Source organism: Mycolicibacterium anyangense (genome assembly GCF_010731855.1).
In the GTDB taxonomy this organism is placed as follows: Bacteria; Actinomycetota; Actinomycetes; order Mycobacteriales; family Mycobacteriaceae; genus Mycobacterium; species Mycobacterium anyangense.
This window is the reverse complement of record NZ_AP022620.1, coordinates 233,280-252,330: the sequence shown is the minus strand read 5'-3', so window position 1 is coordinate 252,330 and position 19,051 is coordinate 233,280. Positions and strand designations below refer to the sequence as shown.

General features: G+C 63.5%; 19 protein-coding genes. 15 read left to right on the top strand and 4 right to left on the bottom strand.

The window, feature by feature from the left end; all coding sequences use genetic code 11:
- Window positions 1–41 precede the first annotated feature (41 nt).
- From G6N35_RS01145 to G6N35_RS01110, 8 genes are read left to right on the top strand one after another with little or no spacing between them, the layout of a single operon-like run.
- Window positions 42–848, top strand: a complete 807-nt coding sequence (locus tag G6N35_RS01145) for an MlaE family ABC transporter permease (RefSeq protein ID WP_163802488.1) — start codon at window positions 42–44, stop codon at window positions 846–848.
- Window positions 845–1,699, top strand: a complete 855-nt coding sequence (locus tag G6N35_RS01140) for an ABC transporter permease (RefSeq protein WP_163802486.1) — start codon at window positions 845–847, stop codon at window positions 1,697–1,699. Before G6N35_RS01145 ends, G6N35_RS01140 begins: the two co-directional genes overlap by 4 nt.
- A gap of 2 nt (window positions 1,700–1,701) precedes the next feature.
- Complete coding sequence (locus G6N35_RS01135; protein ID WP_163802484.1) at window positions 1,702–3,018, top strand: MCE family protein; 1,317 nt, start codon at window positions 1,702–1,704, stop codon at window positions 3,016–3,018.
- Window positions 3,019–3,055: 37 nt separating this feature from the next.
- Window positions 3,056–4,084 carry an MCE family protein gene (locus G6N35_RS01130; protein ID WP_163802477.1) on the top strand — a complete coding sequence of 343 codons (1,029 nt, stop codon included), beginning with the start codon at window positions 3,056–3,058 and terminating at the stop codon, window positions 4,082–4,084.
- Complete coding sequence (locus tag G6N35_RS01125; RefSeq protein ID WP_163802475.1) at window positions 4,081–5,346, top strand: MCE family protein; 1,266 nt, start codon at window positions 4,081–4,083, stop codon at window positions 5,344–5,346. Before G6N35_RS01130 ends, G6N35_RS01125 begins: the two co-directional genes overlap by 4 nt.
- Window positions 5,343–6,665, top strand: a complete 1,323-nt coding sequence (locus G6N35_RS01120; protein WP_163802473.1) for an MCE family protein — start codon at window positions 5,343–5,345, stop codon at window positions 6,663–6,665. Before G6N35_RS01125 ends, G6N35_RS01120 begins: the two co-directional genes overlap by 4 nt.
- 17 nt (window positions 6,666–6,682) lie before the next feature.
- A complete protein-coding gene (locus tag G6N35_RS01115; protein WP_163807392.1) occupies window positions 6,683–7,801 on the top strand; it encodes an MCE family protein in 1,119 nt (372 codons plus the stop codon).
- Window positions 7,802–9,253, top strand: coding sequence for an MCE family protein (locus G6N35_RS01110; RefSeq protein WP_163802471.1), 1,452 nt, complete (start codon window positions 7,802–7,804; stop codon window positions 9,251–9,253).
- A gap of 34 nt (window positions 9,254–9,287) precedes the next feature.
- Here G6N35_RS01110 and G6N35_RS01105 read toward each other — a convergent pair whose 3' ends face one another.
- Window positions 9,288–9,920, bottom strand: a complete 633-nt coding sequence (locus G6N35_RS01105; RefSeq protein ID WP_163802469.1) for a TetR/AcrR family transcriptional regulator — start codon at window positions 9,918–9,920, stop codon at window positions 9,288–9,290.
- Between the two features lie 393 nt (window positions 9,921–10,313).
- On the opposite strand from G6N35_RS01105, the gene G6N35_RS01100 reads away from it, so the two are divergent.
- Window positions 10,314–10,991, top strand: coding sequence for a TetR/AcrR family transcriptional regulator (locus tag G6N35_RS01100; protein WP_163802467.1), 678 nt, complete (start codon window positions 10,314–10,316; stop codon window positions 10,989–10,991).
- 27 nt (window positions 10,992–11,018) lie between these two features.
- On the opposite strand, the gene G6N35_RS01095 is transcribed toward G6N35_RS01100, so the two are convergent.
- Together G6N35_RS01095 and G6N35_RS01090 are read right to left on the bottom strand one after the other, a co-directional pair.
- Complete coding sequence (locus tag G6N35_RS01095; RefSeq protein WP_163802465.1) at window positions 11,019–11,804, bottom strand: hypothetical protein; 786 nt, start codon at window positions 11,802–11,804, stop codon at window positions 11,019–11,021.
- A gap of 12 nt (window positions 11,805–11,816) precedes the next feature.
- Window positions 11,817–12,707: a spirocyclase AveC family protein gene (locus G6N35_RS01090; RefSeq protein WP_246224162.1), complete on the bottom strand. Its 891-nt coding sequence runs from the start codon at window positions 12,705–12,707 to the stop codon at window positions 11,817–11,819.
- A gap of 221 nt (window positions 12,708–12,928) precedes the next feature.
- Between G6N35_RS01090 and G6N35_RS01085 the strand changes: the two genes are divergently transcribed.
- Entirely contained in the window at window positions 12,929–13,519 is a 591-nt protein-coding gene (locus tag G6N35_RS01085) for a TetR/AcrR family transcriptional regulator (RefSeq protein ID WP_163802463.1), read from the top strand.
- A gap of 67 nt (window positions 13,520–13,586) precedes the next feature.
- Here G6N35_RS01085 and G6N35_RS01080 read toward each other — a convergent pair whose 3' ends face one another.
- Window positions 13,587–14,213, bottom strand: coding sequence for a TetR/AcrR family transcriptional regulator (locus G6N35_RS01080; RefSeq protein ID WP_163802461.1), 627 nt, complete (start codon window positions 14,211–14,213; stop codon window positions 13,587–13,589).
- A 213-nt stretch (window positions 14,214–14,426) separates the two neighbouring features.
- Between G6N35_RS01080 and G6N35_RS01075 the strand changes: the two genes are divergently transcribed.
- The 5 genes from G6N35_RS01075 (at window position 14,427) to G6N35_RS01055 (ending at window position 19,001) form a co-directional block, all read left to right on the top strand.
- Window positions 14,427–15,452 (top strand): hypothetical protein, encoded by a 1,026-nt coding sequence (locus tag G6N35_RS01075; protein WP_407664593.1) that lies wholly within the window; start codon window positions 14,427–14,429, stop codon window positions 15,450–15,452.
- Between the two features lie 98 nt (window positions 15,453–15,550).
- Complete coding sequence (locus G6N35_RS01070) at window positions 15,551–17,266, top strand: phytoene desaturase family protein (protein WP_163802457.1); 1,716 nt, start codon at window positions 15,551–15,553, stop codon at window positions 17,264–17,266.
- A 171-nt stretch (window positions 17,267–17,437) separates the two neighbouring features.
- Window positions 17,438–18,142 (top strand): hypothetical protein, encoded by a 705-nt coding sequence (locus G6N35_RS01065; protein WP_163802455.1) that lies wholly within the window; start codon window positions 17,438–17,440, stop codon window positions 18,140–18,142.
- A complete protein-coding gene (locus G6N35_RS01060) occupies window positions 18,142–18,729 on the top strand; it encodes a cytochrome c oxidase subunit 3 (protein ID WP_163802453.1) in 588 nt (195 codons plus the stop codon). The genes G6N35_RS01065 and G6N35_RS01060 overlap by 1 nt, the downstream gene beginning before the upstream one ends.
- Window positions 18,729–19,001: a cytochrome C oxidase subunit IV family protein gene (locus tag G6N35_RS01055; protein WP_246224161.1), complete on the top strand. Its 273-nt coding sequence runs from the start codon at window positions 18,729–18,731 to the stop codon at window positions 18,999–19,001. The genes G6N35_RS01060 and G6N35_RS01055 overlap by 1 nt, the downstream gene beginning before the upstream one ends.
- Window positions 19,002–19,051 lie beyond the last annotated feature (50 nt).

Below are 19,051 nucleotides of genomic sequence, written 5' to 3'. Positions count from 1 at the left end.
TCACATCACCGACACCAAGCCACCGCCGATCGGAGGTCAGGATGGAGCAAGCCGCTGCTGTATCGCCTCCCCGCACTGCTGGCAGGGCGGCCTCATCGGCACTGAAGCCGGCCGCGGCGGTGGGCGGGTTCGTCGCGATGTCCGTCGACACCTTCATCCTGATGTTCAAGCCGCCGTTCGCCTGGCGTGAGTTCCTGCTGCAGAGCTGGTTCGTGGCCCGAGTCTCATTGGTACCGACCATCATGCTGTCGATTCCCTTCACCGTGCTGACCGTGTTCGTACTGAATGTTCTGCTCATCGAGTTCGGTGCCGCCGACTTCTCGGGTACCGGGACCGCGCTGGGGGCCATCACCCAGATCGGCCCGGTGGTCACCGTTCTCGTGGTGGCAGGAGCCGGCGCGACGGCGATGTGCGCCGACCTCGGAGCCCGAACAATCCGTGAGGAGCTCGACGCACTGCGGGTCCTCGGCATCAATCCCATCCAGTCCCTGGTGGTCCCGCGGGTACTGGCCGCCACTGTTGTTGCCCTGCTGCTGAATTCGATCGTGTCGGTGATCGGACTGGGCGGCGGTTTCCTGTTCTCGGTATTCGTCCAACACGTCACCCCCGGGGCGTTCGCCGCGGGTATGACCATCCTGACCGGCCCCGTCGAAGTGATCGTGGCGCTGACCAAGGCCGCAGTGTTCGGTCTGGCAGCGAGTCTGATCGCCTGCTACAAGGGCATTTCGGTGGGCGGCGGCCCGGCCGGTGTCGGCAATGCCGTCAACGAAACCGTGGTGCTCTCTTTCATGGCGCTGTTCTTCATCAACGTGATCGCCACCGCCATCGGCGTCCAGGTGGCCCAGTGACCGCCGCCGGACCCAGCCGACGACTGAACCGGCTCAATCGCTTTGCGAAGCAGTTCAGCAGAGGTTGGGAGGCCGTCGGATTCCAGATGGCCTTCTATAGCCGGACGATCGCCGAGATCCGAAACGCCTTCGCACACTACAAGTTGGAGATCGTCCGGCTGATCGCGCAGATGAGCCTGGGCACCGGCGCGCTGGCCGTCATCGGCGGAACCGTGGTGATCATCGGGTTCCTCACCTTGTCGGCTGGCGCGATCATCGCCGTCCAGGGCTACAACTCGCTGGCAGGTATCGGTGTCGAAGCACTGACCGGCTTCATCTCGGCCTATGCCAACGTTCGCATCATCGCCCCGGTCGTGGCCGGAATCGGATTAGCCGCCACCATCGGCGCCGGTGCAACCGCTCAACTCGGGGCGATGCGCATCAGCGAGGAGATCGATGCACTCGAGGTGATGGGAATCCGCTCGATTGCCTACCTCGCCTCAACCCGAGTCGTGGCCGGCATCATCGTCGTGATGCCGCTGTACTGCATCGCGGTGATCGCGTCCTTCTTCGCGGCGAGGATGGGTACCACCTTCGGTTACGGCCAGTCCACCGGTGTCTATGACCACTACTTCAACACGTTCCTGCACTCGACGGATCTGATCTGGTCGTTCTTCCAGGCCGTGATGATCGGGATCGTCGTGATGCTGGTGCACACCTATTACGGCTACACCGCCTCTGGCGGCCCGGCGGGGGTGGGCGAAGCAGTCGGCCGTGCGGTGCGAACCTCCCTCATCGCCGCGGCGTTCGTCTCCGTCATCATCACCCTGTCCGTGTATGGACAGTCCGGCAACTTCGACTTGGCCGGGTAGCGATGTTCGACGACCGCATGGACATGCGTATCAAGCCGGCCTGGTGGACAGCCATCTTCCTGGCTCTTGTCGTTGGTCTGGTCTTCATGACCATCGCCTTGTTCACCGGGGCGTTCCGTGACTTCGTACCGGTGACGCTGACCTCGGAGCGCTCGGGTCTGATCCTCGAGTCGGGCGGCAAGGTGAAGCTGCGAGGCGTACAAGTCGGCCGCGTCGCCTCGGTGACCGGCACCGGCCGCAATGTCACCGTGCTCCTGAACATCTTTCCCGACGCGGCCGCCGACATCCCGCAGAACGTCGGTGCGCAGATCAAGGCGACGACGGCATTCGGTGCCAAGTACGTCGACCTCATCTACCCGGATAATCCGAGTCCGCAACACATCGCACCGGGCACGGTGCTGGTCTCACGCAATGTCAGCACCGAGGTCAATACTGTCTTCGAGAACCTGAGCCGGTTCATTTCGAAGCTGGACCCGATGAAGCTCAACTCCACCCTCACCGCACTGGCCGACGGGGTGCGCGGGCAAGGTGAGCGCATCGGTGAGGCCACCGTCGACGCCAACCAGGTTCTGCTCGCGATCAATCCGCGTATGGATACCGTCGCCGCGGACTGGCGGGCACTCAAGGGATTCTCCGACGCCTACGGCAGCGCCGCGCCGGACCTCATGAAGATCCTGGATTCAGCGTCGGCGACCAGCACGACGATCACCGACCATGCCGCGCAACTGGATGCGGCCCTGCTCGGCACCATCGGGTTGGCTCAGACCGGTACAAATGTCCTGGGCCGCAATGCCAATGACCTCATCCATCTGATGGGTGCCCTGGTGCCCACGACGGATCTGCTGCACAAATACGACCCGACGTTCACCTGCGCCCTGCAGGGTGCCAATTGGTTCATGAAGAACGGCGGCAACGTGGCAATGGGCGGTAACGGCAAGTCGGTCATCCTGGACGCTGCCCTGCTGCCCGGCGACGACCCGTACAAGTACCCCGACAATCTGCCCATCGTGGCAGCCAAGGGCGGACCCGGCGGAAAGCCGTCGTGCGGATCGCTGCCCGACCCGAGCAAAAACTTCCCGGTCCGCCAATTGGTGACGAACACCGGTTGGGGCACCGGGCTGGACTGGCGGCCCAACCCCGGAATCGGCCATCCATGGTTGTACAACTGGTTCCCGATCACCAAAGGTGTGCCTGAGTCGCCCAAGGCCCACGGCGACGGACCACCGGCCATCGGCCCGGTGCCCTACCCAGGAGCACCGCCGTACGGCGCCCCGCTCTACGGTCCCGACGGCACACCCCTCTATCCCCCAGGCCCCTGAGCCGACCGAGACGAAAGCTCACACAAGGAGACTTGCGGTGCGAGACAACCTGGCAGGCGCGGTGTGGCGGCTCGCCATCTTCGTGATGGTCTGCCTCCTGGGCATTTTCGCGATCTTCGCGATCTTCGCGCAGCTTCGATTCCAGGACGAGAACACCTATCGAGCCGAGTTCACCGACATCACCGGCCTGAAATCGGGCGACTTCGTCCGGATCGCTGGCGTCGAAGTCGGCAAGGTCAGCAATATCGCCATTCGTCCCGACACCATCGTCACCGTCGACTTCACCACCGATCAGTCAGTCGTCCTGACGCACGGTTCGCGGGCGATCATCCGCTGGGACAACCCGATCGGCGATCGTTATCTTGAACTTCAAGAAGGTGCCGGTGATGCCAAGCGCCTGATGCCCGGGCAGACCATCCCGGTCAGCCAGACCGAGCCCTCTGTCGACCTCGACGCGCTCATCGGCGGATTCCGGCCGTTGTTCCGGGCGCTCGACCCCGAACAGGTCAATGCCCTTACCGGCCAACTGATCCAGGTGTTCCAGGGACAAGGCGGCACGATCAGTTCGTTCCTGAGCCAGACCGCGCAGTTCACCAGCACGCTGTCCGACCGTGACGACCTCATCGGTCAGGTCATCCACAATCTCAACGTCGTGCTCGGCTCGCTGGCCGATCAGAACAAGCAGTTCACCACGGCGATCTCGTCGGTGTCGGAACTGGTCAAGGGGTTGTCCGCCCGCCGCGACGACATCACCAACGGTCTGGCTTACACCGACGCCGCCGCAGCGTCGATCGCCGATCTGATGGCCGCAGCCCGTCCGGCCCTGCACGACACTGTCCAGCAGACCGACCGGGTGGCGGGGTTGGCGATGGCCGATTACGCCTTCCTCGATCACACATTGGCCACTCTGCCCGACGCCTACCGCGCGCTGGCCCGGCAAGGCATCTATGGCGACTTCTTCAGCTTCTACCTGTGCGATCTGTTCCTCAAGGTGAATGGCAAAGGCGGCCAACCCGTGTACGTCAAGCTCGCCGGCCAAGACACCGGGAGGTGCACGCCGAAGTGAAGATGATCTCCGAGCGCAATCCGGTGATCGTTGGTGTCATCGGCATCGCCGTGGCCGCAGCCCTCGTGGTCGGCGCGCTGCAATACAAGAACCTGCCGTTCTTCGACAACGGCAAAACCTACTCTGCGTACTTCAGTGAAGCGGGCGGCCTGGCGGTGGGCGCCCCGGTACAGGTCTCGGGTTTCAAGGTCGGTCAGGTCACCGACCTCGATCTCGATGGGAACCGTGTCCTGGTCACCTTCGACGTGGACAAGGACATGCCGCTTGGCGACCGCACCGAAGCGGCCATCAAGACGAGGACACTGCTGGGATCGAAGATCCTCGAGATCAGGCCCCGCGGCCAAGGCAGGCTTGACGGTCCCATCCCGGTGGATCGAACCACTCCGCCCTACCAACTTCCCGACGCCCTCGGCGACGTCGCCTCGGCGATCAGCGGGTTGGACACCAACCAGTTGTCCGACTCCCTGTCCACCCTTGCCGCGACGTTCAAGGACACCCCGCCCGATCTCCAGGTGGCGGTAGCCGGTGTCGCGAAGTTCTCCGATACCCTGGGCAAACGCGACCAAGAGCTGCGCAGCCTGCTCGCCAACGCCGAGAAGGCGACTGGTGTTCTGTCACAACGCAGTTCCGATATCGCCGGCTTGGTCAACGACACCAACACTCTGTTGAGTAGCCTGCAGAGCCAGAGCGGCTCGCTGGACGCGATCGCCGGTCACCTGTCAGCAGTTTCCCGTCAGCTGTCCGGCTTCGTTGCCGATAACAGCGGCAAACTCAAGCCCGCACTCGACAAGCTCAACGGCGTCTTGGCTCTGGTCAACAAGTACCGGGCGAATCTGACGGAGTCGCTGAAACTGTTGAACGCCTATGCGATGTCCTTCGGCGAGACCTTGTCGTCAGGCCCGTTCTTCAAGGCATACCTCGCCAATCTGCTTCCCGGACAATTCGTTCAGCCCTTCGTCGACGCGGCATTCTCCGATCTCGGGCTGGACCCGAACGTGAAGCTGCCCTCACAGCTGAGCGACCCACAGGTCGGCCAGCCCGGAACACCGCCGCTGCCGATGCCATTCCCGCGCACCGGCCAGGGCGGCGAGCCGAATACGTCACTCCCGGAAGCCATCACCGGTAACCCGGGTGACCCGCGCTACCCATACCGCCCGCCGCTGCCCGCTCCGCCGCCCGGTGGTCCTCCCCCGGGTCCGCCCGCGGTCTCTGCACCTGACCCGACGCCCCAGCCCGTCCTCGTCGAACCGGAGCAGCCATGACGCGGCGCACGGCCAAACTACTGATAGCGGTCCCGCTGGTTCTGGCGTTGATCGCCGGCGCCGCAATGCTGGTCAGATCCACGTTGTCGGCGAACCGACTCCACCTCACCGCCTATTTCGACAACAGCAACGGCATCTTTCCGGGCGACGAGATCCGGATCCTCGGCGTCCCGGTCGGCAAGATCGAGTCCATCCAGCCGCAGCCGCAGGGCGTGAAGATCGCGTTCTGGGTGAACAAGAAGTACAGGGTGCCCGAAGACGTCCACGCGGCGATCCTGGCACCGTCGCTGGTGACCGCACGGGCCATCCAACTGACGCCCGCCTACACCGGCGGTCCGGTCATCAAGACCGGAGCGGTGATTCCGCTGAACCGCACCATCGTTCCGGTCGAGTGGGATGATCTGCGCGAGCAACTCGAAAAGCTCACGCAGACACTGCAGCCCAGCGCGGCGGGCGGTGTGAGCCCCTTGGGGGCCTTCATCAACACCACTGCGGACAATCTGCGGGGCCAGGGCGCTGAGATCCGCCAGGCCGTCATCAAGATGTCCGAGGCGTTCTCCGCTCTCGGCGATCACAGCAAGGACATCTTCGGCACGGTCAAGAGTCTCTCGACGCTCGTCACGGCGCTTCAGTCGAGTACCGATGTGATGCGAATGCTCAATGGCAACCTCGCGACAGTCACCGGCCTGTTCGCCAACTCTCCCAACGAGATCGGCCAAGCGATGGCCGACCTCAATGTCGCGGTACGGGATGTCCGCGCCTTCCTCACCGAGAACACCGAGGCGATCGGAACCACATCCGAGCAGTTGGCCGGGGTGGCTGCTGCCCTGGGTGAAAGCCACGACGAGATCGAGCAGTTCCTGCACATCGGCCCGACCACGATCCAGAACTTCCTCAACATCTATCAGCCCGCCCAGAACGCCCTGACCGGCGTTCTGGCTTTGAACAACTTCGCCAATCCGGTGTCCTTCCTCTGCGGCGCGATACAAGCCGCTTCCCGGCTCAACGCCGAGCAGTCCGCCAAGCTGTGCGTGCAATACCTCGCTCCGATCGTCAAGAACAGGCAGTACAACTTCCTGCCGTTCGGCGCGAACCCGTTCGTCGGTGCCTCAGCTCGCCCCAACGAGCTGACCTACAGCGAGGATTGGCTGCGGCCCGACTATCGGCCCGCACCTGCTCCGGTTCCGGCCGAAACACCCGGGTCGTCCACTCCGTCTCCCGGTGCGGCCCCGCCACCCCCGCTTCCGGCCGAAGCGGTGCCGACGAACCCCGACGCAGGCCTGAGCGGCTTGATGACCCCGCCGGCAGGTGGATCGTGAAGCGCACCATCGTCACCATGGTCGGCACCGTCGTGATCGCGGCGCTGGCCGGCACCACATCCGGCTGCGCGCACTGGGAGGGCGCCAACTCACTACCGCTGCCCGGCACGGAAGGGAACGGCCCCGGCTCGTTCGAGGTGCGGGCCCAGATGCCCGACGTCACCAATATCCAACGCAACCAACGTGTTCGGGTCGGCGACGTCACCGTCGGGCATATCACCGACATCGAGCGGCAAGGCTGGCACGCCCTGGTCACCATGCGGCTCAACGGTGACGTCGACCTGCCGGAGAACGCCACCGCCAAGGTCGGTATGACGAGCTTGCTGGGCACCCTGCACGTCGAGCTCGCGGCGCCGACCGATCAACCGCCCCGCGGACACCTGCACCAGGGATCGCTGATACCGCTGTCCGCATCAGGCGCCTATCCCACCACGGAACAAACCCTGGGGTCGCTGTCGCTGCTGTTGAACGGTGGCGGCATCGGTCAACTCCAGGACATCACCAAGGCATTCGCCACCGCCTTCACCGGTCGAGAAGCCGATCTTCGCAGCTTCATCGACCAGCTCAACATCTTCATCGGCAAGCTCAACGACCAATCCACCGACATCATCGAGGCCAACACCAGTCTCAACAGTCTGGTCGGGCAGATCGCGGACCAGAAGCCGGTGCTCGACACAGCACTCAAGACCATTCCGAATGCGATCGCCGAACTGAGCAGGCAGCGTGACAAGCTGATCGAGGCGGTCGACACATTCGGCAAGTTCAGTGCCATAGCAGCCGACCTGAGCCATCAGACCCGGGACAGCTTGGTGGCTAACCTGCGCAACATCGCGCCCGTGCTCAAATCGCTGGCGGACGCGGGACCCGACATGACCCAGTCGCTGGGTCTACTGGCCACCTACCCGTGGCCGAAAGAGAACCTGCTCAAGTGGTTCCGCGGCGACTACGCGAACCTGACCGCCATCATCGACCTGACGCTGAGTCGGATCGACGCGTCGCTCTTCACCGGCACCCGCTGGGAGGGCAACCTCACCGAGCTCGAAATGCAGTGGGGGCGAACCATCGGACAGATGCCAAGTCCGTACACCGCCGCCAACCCCCTGATAGTTCCCTACCACCTCGACCAAGGACCGTAGATGCACCTGTCCAGAGGCATCAAGATCCAGCTTGCCGTCTTCAGTTTCGTCAGCCTGATCGCCGCACTGATCATGGTGTTCGGCTACATCAGACTCCCGGTGCTGCTGTTCGGGGTCGGCCGCTACACCGTCACTGTGGAACTGCCCCGATCCGGCGGGCTCTACGCCAGTGGCAATGTGACCTATCGCGGTGTCGAGGTCGGCCGCATCGACACTGTGAAAGTCACCCCCAAGGGCGTGGCGGCCACATTGTCGCTGAAGTCGGGGATCGACATTCCCTCTGATGTCAAGGCCGAGGTACACAGCGTCTCGGCGGTCGGCGAGCAGTACGTCGCGCTCATCCCGCGCAGCCCCAATGGCGCTCCCCTGAAAGACGGTGACGTGATACCGATGGCGGACACCTCGGTTCCGCCCGACATCAACAGCCTGCTCGACTCGGCGAATACCGGACTGGAAGCCATCCCCGGCGACGCGCTGAACACCGTGGTCAACGAGAGTTACACGGCGGTAGGCGGTTTGGGACCCGAGCTGTCCCGGATCGTCAAAGGGTCGACAGCCCTGGCCATCGATGCTCACCAGAACCTCGACTCGATCACCTCGCTGATCGACGGGGCGAAGCCGGTTCTGGACAGTCAATCCGACACCGCCCCGGCCATCGACGCGTGGGCCGCCCAGCTCGCCGACATCACCACCCAGCTCAAGACCCAAGACAGCGCCGTGGCCGGCCTGATCGACAACGCCGGTCCAGCTGCCACTGCGGCACAGCAGCTGTTCGACAAGCTCAACCCCACCCTGCCGACAATCCTGGCCAATCTCGCCGGGATCGCCGACGTCGCCGTGACGTACAACGCGAGTGTGGAACAGCTCCTGGTTCTGGTTCCGCAGAGCCTGGCCGTCGAAGCTGCGCTCGCCGTGCCGAACCTCAACACCGAGCAGAAGCTGCGCGGCCTCTACCTGAGCTTCAATCTCAATATCAACGTGCCACCGGCCTGCACCACGGGATATCTGCCCACCCAGCAGCAGCGCACACCGGACCAGCTCGACTTTCCCGCGCGTCCCGCGGGTGACTTGTACTGCCGGACATCACAGGACGCGACATTCGGCGTCCGCGGTGTGAAGAACACCCCGTGCCCGACCAAGCCCGGAAAGCGCGCTCCCACAGCGAAGATGTGCGAGAGCGACGAGCAGTACGTGCCACTCAACGACGGCGACAACTGGAAGGGCGACCCGAATGCGACATTGTCGGGACAGCCGATTCCCCAGCCGCACATCGGGACCACGCCCGACACAGCTACGACGCCGGCGGCCCCGCAGCCCATGGCCGCCGTACCGTACGATCCGGCGACCGGGTCTTATGTGGGTCCTGATGGCAAGACCTACGTCCAGAGCGATCTCGGACAGGACGCCCCGGAGCACAAGACGTGGCAGACGATGTTGACGCCGTCGGGTTAGGCCGGCGGCTGAGAGCCACTCCGCGGCCAGTCAGTCACGGCCCCGCAGGAGCGCTGACTCCGGCGGGCAGGAAGGCCGGTAGCACGAACGACCGCAGCATGGCGCGGTGCCCGGGGTCGTCGGATCGGACGAAATCGAGACGACCGACGAGGATCAACTGGACGAGGGCCAACCACTCCGCTACATCAGCCATCTCGAGGTCTGCACGAATCTCGCCCCGCTCAACTGCCTTCTCCAGGATCGGTGCCCACATCTCACCGGTCAGTGCGGACGCGAGCCCGGCGCCACCCACCAGCGTGTTGGCCAATTCCATCCGTTCCGGACTGACCAGGATTCGGACGATCGGATCCTTGCGGCCGTGATCGACAAGATAGATCAACCCCTCGACGAGTTGCTCGGCAAATGTCTCATGGCTGCCAATAAAGCTACGAGCGCGTTCGAACAGCATTCGCGATCGACGCTCGATGAGCGCGCTCAACAGTGAGTCGCGGTCAACGAAATAGCGATACACGGTAGGGCGTGAAATTCCCACCGCCTTGGCGATGTCGTCCATCGTGGTCTTGTCGACGCCGTATCGCAGAATCACCTCTTCAGCAGCGCCGAGGATCTGCTGGCGCGCCTCGTCGGCATCCGCACTGAGCCCAGTGCCGCCCCGTCGGCGAGCCATCTCATCTCCTGTTCACTGAAGGGCTCGACACAATGATGTCCGACCCCTCGCGTCAATTTTACAATAGTCCTTTATTGTCAGTTGTCAGATCGACAATTATCAGCGAGCGCCGGCTTCGGCGACGGACTGCCCGGGGGCACCTGCGCACCCGGCACCTTCGGTTCGCGCACCTCACGACGCTAGTGCGCCAGGAGCGAGTCACCGCCTGGGTTTTTGTCGGCAATCATGCTGCAGCCCAACCGAAATCGATGGTCGCGGACTTCGCTTTGCGGATAGCAGCCCCGCTGCGCCACGCCGGCCGCCAGGCGATACCGACCGCGTCAAGGCCGGGACACGTGCCCCGAAACCGGGCAGCGTCTCTCGTGGGATAAACGGTAGCCATACAATTGAAATATGGCTAAAAAACCCCGGGGCGCCGCCCGGTCGGAAGCCGAGCCCGAATCCAAGTCGCAGCGAACCCGTCAGCGGATTCTGGACGCAGCGGCGCACGTACTGAGCGTCAAGGGCTTCGCCGGCACCCGACTCAACGATGTGGCCCAGTACGCCGAGTTGCAGGCCCCGGCCATCTATTACTACTTCCCTTCCCGCGAGAGCCTCATCGAAGAGGTGATGTACTGCGGGATCAGCGAGATGCGGCAGTACCTGCAGGAGACGCTGGACGCGCTACCCGACGGAACCGCACCGCTGGACCGAATCCTGGTCGCCGTGGAGGCGCATCTGCGTCATGAACTCGAGCTCTCCGACTACGCGACCGCCTCGATCCGCAATTCCGGCCAGATCCCCGAGCACCTGCGCACCCGCGAGCGTAAGGAGAGCGCCGCGTACAGCCGGATGTGGCAGCGGCTGTTCGACGATGCGGCAACCGAGGGTGAGATCCGTGACGACCTTGACCCGCGAATCGTGCAAGGGTTGGTGCTGGGCGCCTTGAACTGGGCCGCGGAGTGGTGGGATCCCAAACGCGGCACGTTGGACACCATGGTCACCAGTGCGCAGGCACTGGTGCGCAGCGGCATTGCGGCGACGCCGACCAAGCCCGCACGCCGCAAGCGCAGTACCCCGCCAACCGCCTGATCGCGGCAGCCTCGGTCGAGGGCTCCATCATCTCTGACTGGGCTCACAGTCCAGCTTCGGCGCGACAAGAAGCCGGCCCAACAGTCCGACGGTACTGGCGATGCCTCCGACCACCGTGAGGGCCGCGAGGTGGACGAGGACCATCGACGGGTGATCCACCGAATGGCGCACAGACAGGTACAGGATCCCGGATCCGAACAACCCGGCCGCGAAGGCCATCGGCACCACCGGTATCAGGCAAAGAAGGGCGAATCCGCTCAGCATGGGCGCAAGACGATAGATCACGATACCGCTGACCAACGCCGACATCGCATTGGTGAAGCCCAGGAAGAGCGGGTAGCCAAGCACGACGAATGGCTGACTGTCCTGGTATTCGTAGACTTTCAGCACGGCGATGTAGGTGATCTCCGCAGCGATCGCCATCACCACGATGAACCCGTACATCGTCCACACCGTGCGCATCGCCGGGTTCTTGGCGATGGCACGGGCGATGTAGACGGTCGCGCCGCCGTAGAAAGTCAGGTACGCCGCGGGCACCCAGACAGGTTGGTGACTGCCAAAAGTTGTGTAGAGATGCCACTGCCCGGCTTCTCTGAACCACAGCCCGTACAGGTGGTCGAAAAGCGGCTCCATCAGGCAGGTCAGCGTTCCGCTGATCAGTACGACCAGCGGCCAGACGAGCTTTTCACGACGGCACAGGCGCCCTACCGAAATCAGGACGAGGATCGCCAGCCCGAAAGTCAGGGCAGTGGCGATCAATTGACCAGTCGGCCACACCGGCGTATCGATCCCGACGGTCGTTACGGGCGCCATCACATTCTCCGATCAACCGGGCAGCAGGTAGCTGGGCAGGTGGGCGTGCGAGGTGCCGATGAGACCGAGCCAGTTGAACGGCAGGTGATACCCGAACACGAGAGTCACCATGCAGAATCCCAAGACCGCGAAGTTGCGCACGTGGGGACGCAGTGACGGTCGCCAGCGATCGGCGCCGAATTCGATCGGCGACTCTCCCGGCGGTCGTTCCCCGGCCTCCATTCGGGCCCAGGTGAAGACACAACCGACGAATGCCACCAGAACCGACTCGTAGATCGGGAACTGATGCACCTGACCGGCCCATAGCGTAAGCGGCTCATAGGTCTTCGCGAAGGCGTAGGCGTGAGTAGTCCGGATCACGACGTTCTCGACAACAAAATCGAAGATGAATTCGAATATGAAAACACAAACAAATAGTCGAAACTTGGACAGAGCCGGCCACCGACGCCGCACGCGCTTTGCCTCGTGGCAGGCCACGATCGCCACGCCGGCGCAGAAATAGATGTACATGGGCGGGCCCCAGATCAACGACTCCGCATAGCGACTAGGCGCGTCCGGGTTGTGGAACGGCAGAAATCGCACCCAGACACCGCGATTGACGTTCGCACTGTTCCACGCGAACAGATACTGCTGGACGTTGAGGAAGGCATCGGCCACAAAGCAGACGACGCCGCCGATGACGAACTTGCCGTCCAGACTCAAGGTGCCGGTCTCGCGTAACGGCTTGACCACGCAGTACCAGATGAACGCCGCCATGACTGCCAGACTGACCGCCTCGAAGACCCGCAGGGCAATCAGCCGCCAATCCTCCATGACATCGGGACCCACCCTCGGCGCCGGCGTGAACTGTTCACCCGACGTCACCCATCGCACAATGACTTCCACGCAGATGGCGAACCACACGACGCCGACGAGGGCCAGGAAGGTCGCCGGGCCCTGGCGCCCAAGGGGAGGCAGGTCGGACCCCGAGCGCGCTTCGACGACGATCCCACCGGGACCAGGGGTCAAGGACATGGACGACCTCCTTGGTTGACAAAATGGCCACTTTGTAACCACGGCGGCTATGATGACGCTATGACTGGATCTATGTCAACCGTCACCCGTCGCTCCGGCAGGTCGCCGATATGACACCGGAACCACGGTCTGCTGCACGCCGTCGCATCGTGGCGGCCGCGCGAGAACTGTTCCGCACCAAGGGCGTACGGTCGGTGACCATGGCCGACGTCGCCAACGGTGCCGGCTACAGCCGACAGATGGTGTACAAGGTGTTCTTCGACCGTCGCGAATTGGTACTGGCCGCCATCATCGAGCGGATCGTGGAGATCGCCGATTCCGCTGCACCGGACGCGACGGTTCCGGATGCCGGCTTCACCGAGTCGTTCGTCGAACTGTCCGTCCGGATCATCGAAACGCTACGCAACGACCCGGAGTTGTCCGCGCTGCTCGGCGAAGGTAGCCCGGTGACCGCACATGAGGCGCTGTGGGAGCCCGAACTGGTGGAGCGGGCCGTGCGCTTCTGGCAGCCCTGGCTCGACATCGGCCGCACCCGGCACCTGCTCCGCGACGATCTATCCAATCGCGATCTCGCCGATTGGTTGCACACTGTCTACGCGTCGATCATCCTGCGCCGCAACATACCTCAAGAGGAGGAGCGGGTGATGATCGAGCGCTTCGTGATGACATCGCTGGCGATGGCGAGCGCCGCGCACCGCTGACATTCGAGTTTCACGTTTCGTGGCGTGGCACTCGAACTTTCGCTGCACAACGTGAAAACTCGAACGCTCACTTGCCGTAAAGCGTGCCGTTCCACATGGTCACCAGGGGGGCGACCATCGACTCCTCGTCGGTGAGCTCAGGATCGACGCCCATACCGGCGATGTGCAGCACCCGTTCGGTACTCCAGAACAGAGTGGCAGCCAAGGTCCGGCTCGGCAGATCGGAGGTGATGAGGCCGGCCTCCCGTTCGCGATCGATCTCGATGGCGCCGGCGGCGACGAACCGCTCCACCACGGCCAACCAGAGGGCGCGCAGCGACGGTTCGCTGTGCCAGTGCTGATTGGCGGCCTGCAGCACCGCGCGGTGCCGATGCCAGGCCTGGGTCACTGCACGGATACTGCGTTCCAATGCGATCGGCGGGCGATCGGCCGGCGAACGCTCCAGGAAAGGCTGCACCGTCTCGAAGATGTCTTCCATCGCCGATTCCAAGAGACCGGACAGCACGGAGAACTTCGACGAGAAGTAGAAGTAGAACGTTGCCCGGGAAACGTTCGCCTCGGTCAGGATGTGCGCCACGCTGATATCGGCGAACGCTTCGCGCTCCATCAGCCGAGCTGTCGCGGCATACATGGCATCGACCGCAGGGACTCCGTTGAGATCCACCGATCGTGGCCGACGCGTGGGCTCCGTCATCTGAGTCACCTTACCGTCGCTCCGGGCGCGCCCTGCGCAGCGCGGAGACAAATCTAATCCAATTTCAAACAAGGTATACACAATGTCTAGACATGGTGTTAGTGTGACCCGGTACACAGCAGCTGGCAACAGCGCGTACCGGCCGGCGCATAGAAACCACAGGTCTGCGGGCTGTAAGCACGACATCACAAGGAGAGGTCTCTGATGAGTCCCATGTTGAGCGCGACGTGGTCGCCCCTGGTTCAGGGCCAGGGCTGGCCGCCCAATATCCAACCGGCCCCAGGCAACTTCAGCGTCAGTCTGGGCGCCGAGATCGCCTTCTTCCTGATCGCCGGCGCCTTGGTCATGGTCCTTGCACTGCCCTGGGCGATCAGGGCAGCGGTGAAGAGCCGTAACTTCATCCCGCTGATCGTGATAGCCAGCGGTCTGATCTGCAGCCTGCTCGAGCCGATGCTCGACCTGCTCGGCCATCTGCACTGGGCCAACAACCTCATGCCCGCCTTCACCAACTTCGGTATCACTGTGCCGCTGCTGATCCCGCCGTGCTACGTGGCATTTCTCGGGCTCGAGGCGTACTTCTGCTACTTCGTGATCCGCAATGGCGCCCATGCCCGTCACTTTGTGATGCTGCTCGGGATGGGAATCGTCACCGACGCCATCATGGAAACCGCCGGTATCAACCTCGGCACCTACCTCTACTACGGCGTGCAACCGTTCAGCTTCCTGAACTTCCCGTACTGGTGGGGCTTCATCAATGGCGGCTCGTTCGTCACCATCGGCGCGATCCTGGCCTTCGCCGTTCCGAGACTCAAAGGTGCGCAACAACTTCTGCTGCTGCTGGTGGCCCCGTTCGGCATGATGGTCGCCTACTTCGGCGTGGGCTTCCCGCACATCCTGATCCACAACTCCACCCTGCCCACTCCGGTGCGCTGGGCGGGCGCCGCCCTCATGATGGCCATGATGGTCGGCTGGATGTTCATCCTGCACCGGCTCGTCGGCGTGCCCAACGACCAGCCCGCCCCCAGGTGGACCTTCTGGCGGGTGTTCGCCTACGGCAAGTTCACCCCTACCCGCAAAGCGCGCCAAGACATGTGGCGCAAGATGTGCGAGGAGGGCGGCGTCAAGCCGGGTGACGGGATCGCCGTCGACCCCGAGGATCCTGCACAAGCCCTTGTTCTCGGCCCGTCGATCGTCCTGCACGCCGGACCGCGCAAGCACGAGCCCGCGGCGTCGATCTAACCCATAACGCGATGAGCCGGACGCGGGCACGATCGTTCCGGCTCATCGCGTTGTGTTCCACCACAACCCGTTTGAGCACTACCTGCTGAGGATGATTCATGCCTGAAAACGCCCAGACCCCACGTGAAGCCGATGTCGTTGTGGTCGGATCCGGCCACAACGGCCTAGTGGCAGCGGCCTACCTGGCCAAGGCCGGGCTCAACGTCCTGGTCGTGGAAGCAGCCGCCACTGCAGGCGGTATGACCTCGACGAATTCGTTCGCGCCGGAGGCCCCGGAATACACCATCAACGAGGCGTCCATCCAGGCCTCACTCTTCCGCACCACGACGATCAACGACGACCTCGAGCTGTCCACCCGGTATGGGCTGCGGCAGACAGTGATCGACCCCGCACACTTCCAACTGGCTGCTGACGGTAGTTCACTGGGCCTGTGGCGTGATCCGCGCAAGACCGCGGCCGAGTTGGAGTACTTCTCCAAGAAGGACGCGCGCGCCCTCATCGAGCTCTACGAAGTCATCGACGCGGCCGTCGAGATCGGCCTGCCGATGATGCAGACGAATGTCGTGACACCCGATATCTCCGCAATCCTCAAGGCCGCCAAGGGTGTTGCCAAGAACCGCAAGCAACTCACCGCCATCGGGCGGTGGATGGCAAGCTCGCAGACCGAAGCCGTCGAAGAGAGCTTCGAACACGACATGATCCGGGCTCCCCTACTCACGTCGCTGCCGTTTATGCCGTTCGACGCCGATCTCTCCGGCTGGTCGCTGATCTATCTGGGCGTCCTCTCGAAGTACGGCGTCGCCATGTTCCACGGCGGGACCGGTTCCCTCCCAAAGGCACTCATCTCGGTGATCAAGGACAACGGTGGAGACATCATCACGAACTCCCCTGTCGAAGAGCTCATCGTTGAGCACAACCGTTGCACCGGAGTGCGAGTCCGCGGTGGTGCCGAGATTCGCGCCAGACGGGGTGTGCTGACCGCATGCAGCCCGAAGACCACCCTGACCAAGCTGCTACCGCGCGGCATCCTCAAGCACAAGGAGCAGGTCGCCGCCGACCACATCCCGACCCGCAAGCGCGGCATCGCCGACGCGAAGGTCAATGTCGCACTGTCCGGTCGGGTGGACATGTCCAAGCACGAGAAGTGGCGCGGTGACGGTATCGATCTGCGCCTGGCCTGCAACTGCTACCACACCTACGAGCAGGCCAAAGCGGCCGCCGAGGCGTGCGTGCGCGGGCAGGTGCCCGACGCGATCCCAGGCCTGGCACAGGTGACCAACGCCTTCGATCCCTCGATGTCGCCCCCCGGCAAGGATCTCTGGTGGTTCTGGACCGGGCTCACGCCATCCTTCCCTGAGGAGGGTTGGGACGTGGCCCGCAAGAAGATCACTGACAGCATCATCAAGGACGCCGACGAGTACTACAAGGGTGTCGAGGATCTGCAGGTCGCAGTCCGACCGCTGGTCCTGCCCGACATCGAGGAACGCTTCTGGGCCATCGACGGCTCGGTATACCACGTGGATCCGACCATCAGCAGGTTCGGGCCGAACAAGCCGGTTGCTGGCTTTGCCGGCTACCGCACTCCGGTGGAAGGGTTGTTCCTGACCGGCTCAGGAACCCACCCGGTCGCCGGAATCAGCGGCATGCCCGGCCAGAACGCGGCTCGTACGATGCTCAAGCAGTTCCGCCTCGAGGACAAGGGCGGACGGCTGGGTGCACTGGCCGACCGGCTACGGCGTGAGCGCCGCCGAGCGGCGCTCGTCAGCGATCCGTACTCCAGCGGACAGAATGACCCGTTTCCGGCCGACATCTGATCCGATCGTCTGACAACACACGCGGGAAAGTGTTGTCGGCGGAACGCCTCGGCGTGCTGCCGACAACACTTCCTGCATAGCCGTGCGCACGGCCAGATCGACGAAAGCCCCCTCCGCCAGCCACCCGCGCCGCTAATCTAGTCTCGATTAAATTATGGAAGGGCTGTTCTCATGACCCGTGGCGTTGAACGCACCATGGCGATCTCTGGTGCGGCATTTGCGCTACTGCTGTTTCCTGCGATCCTCATGACCGGCTTGTTACCGCCGATATCTCCGATGAAGACGGCCGATCAAGTCGCGCAGTTCTGGTCCACGAATACCGCGCTCAAGCGCACGGGTCTGGTCGTCATGCTGGCAGCCTCAGGGTTGCAGGCACCGTTCGGGGCACTGATCGCCATCCGAATTCGGCAAATGGAGAACTCCAAACACTCTGCGATGGCCTACACCCAGCTGATTGCGACGGGCATGGCCGTGATGGCGATCGTCTTGCCGACGTTCGCTTTTGCTGCCGCCTCTTATCGGCCCGAACGTGATCCGCAGATCACCCAGGCTCTCAATGACCTTGGCTGGTTGCCCTTCGTGATGAACTGGCCGGCGGCGACGTTACAGTGCCTGGTGATCGGGTTCGCGATATTCGGTGCCGCACAGCCGCTGTGGCCGCGCTGGCTAGGATACGTCAACGTGTGGTTCGCCTTCATCTTCGCCGCAGGAGGGTTGGTTGTCTTGTTCAAGGACGGCGTGTTCGCGTGGAACGGGCTGCTGGCCTTTTGGATGGTCGCACCGTTGTTCGGCGCCTGGTTCCTCCTGATGGCGTGGCAGTTGTGGGTCACTGTTCCGGCGGACTCCGACGAGCCCACCCAGCTGGCAAGGGTCTGATGACCGTCCAGAGCGCAACAGTCGATCACAGCCCCCGCAGACTTCCCGGCGAAGAGGGCATCTGGGTCTTCGTCCTGGGCGACATGACGGTGTTCGCGCTGTTCTTCGGCACCTTCATGTTCTCGCGCGGCAAGAACCCGGAGGCCTTCGCCCACGCCCACACGGAGCTGCACCTAGCCCTCGGCACCGTCAACACAGTTCTTCTGTTGACCAGTTCGCTCCTGGTCGCCATCGCTGTGCATCAGGTGCTGGCCGGCCGAAAGGACGAGGCACCAAGACTCTTCACCGGTGCGTTGTGCTGTGGCCTCGGCTTCATCGTCGTCAAGGCCGTCGAGTGGACGGCCCTGTTCCGGGCGGGCAAGGGTGTCGGTAGCGGCGAGTTCTTCTCCTACTACTTCGTCTTCACCGGCATCCACCTGGTGCACGTCATCATCGGTCTGGTGATCTTGAGCCGATTGATTGTCCTGACGCGCAAGCCCGAGCTCGAGGCAAAGCAGGTACAGCTGTGCGAAACGGGCGGAATCTTCTGGCACATGGTCGACCTGCTGTGGGTCGTCCTGTTCGCACTCTTCTACCTGGTGAGGTGATGATGACAACCAGTCGCCGACTGACGTTGGTATGGGTTGTCCTGCTGGCGTTGACTTTCGGCTCGTTCGCGGTCGGCATCGAGCAAGGAGCCCGCTTCGCAGACGTCGCCGCGATCGCGATCATTGCGATCGCCCTGGTCAAGGTCCGCCTGATCGGCCTGCACTTCATGGACGTACGCGATGCGCCGATAGCGCTGCGAGCCGTGTTCGAGGGCTATGTCCTCGTCGTCTTCGTGGCCCTGGTGGCCCTCGACCTCGTGGTCCGGCCCTGAAACTTCGACACAGCAATGCCCGGAGGTGTTGCCGGGCAGGCGCGTTGGAA

Bases quoted from the DNA above. Each gene is read 5' to 3' on its own strand.
- G6N35_RS01115 (WP_163807392.1), top strand. From the start codon at position 6,683: ATGGTCGGCACCGTCGTGATCGCGGCGCTGGCCGGCACCACATCCGGC.
- G6N35_RS01100 (WP_163802467.1), top strand. From the start codon at position 10,314: ATGGCTAAAAAACCCCGGGGCGCCGCCCGGTCGGAAGCCGAGCCCGAA.
- G6N35_RS01095 (WP_163802465.1), bottom strand. From the start codon at position 11,804: ATGGCGCCCGTAACGACCGTCGGGATCGATACGCCGGTGTGGCCGACT.
- G6N35_RS01060 (WP_163802453.1), top strand. From the start codon at position 18,142: ATGACCGTCCAGAGCGCAACAGTCGATCACAGCCCCCGCAGACTTCCC.
- G6N35_RS01145 (WP_163802488.1), top strand. From the start codon at position 42: ATGGAGCAAGCCGCTGCTGTATCGCCTCCCCGCACTGCTGGCAGGGCG.
- G6N35_RS01065 (WP_163802455.1), top strand. From the start codon at position 17,438: ATGACCCGTGGCGTTGAACGCACCATGGCGATCTCTGGTGCGGCATTT.
- G6N35_RS01070 (WP_163802457.1), top strand. From the start codon at position 15,551: ATGCCTGAAAACGCCCAGACCCCACGTGAAGCCGATGTCGTTGTGGTC.
- G6N35_RS01055 (WP_246224161.1), top strand. From the start codon at position 18,729: ATGATGACAACCAGTCGCCGACTGACGTTGGTATGGGTTGTCCTGCTG.
- G6N35_RS01075 (WP_407664593.1), top strand. From the start codon at position 14,427: ATGTTGAGCGCGACGTGGTCGCCCCTGGTTCAGGGCCAGGGCTGGCCG.
- G6N35_RS01080 (WP_163802461.1), bottom strand. From the start codon at position 14,213: ATGACGGAGCCCACGCGTCGGCCACGATCGGTGGATCTCAACGGAGTC.
- G6N35_RS01105 (WP_163802469.1), bottom strand. From the start codon at position 9,920: ATGGCTCGCCGACGGGGCGGCACTGGGCTCAGTGCGGATGCCGACGAG.
- G6N35_RS01135 (WP_163802484.1), top strand. From the start codon at position 1,702: ATGTTCGACGACCGCATGGACATGCGTATCAAGCCGGCCTGGTGGACA.
- G6N35_RS01110 (WP_163802471.1), top strand. From the start codon at position 7,802: ATGCACCTGTCCAGAGGCATCAAGATCCAGCTTGCCGTCTTCAGTTTC.
- G6N35_RS01120 (WP_163802473.1), top strand. From the start codon at position 5,343: ATGACGCGGCGCACGGCCAAACTACTGATAGCGGTCCCGCTGGTTCTG.
- G6N35_RS01085 (WP_163802463.1), top strand. From the start codon at position 12,929: ATGACACCGGAACCACGGTCTGCTGCACGCCGTCGCATCGTGGCGGCC.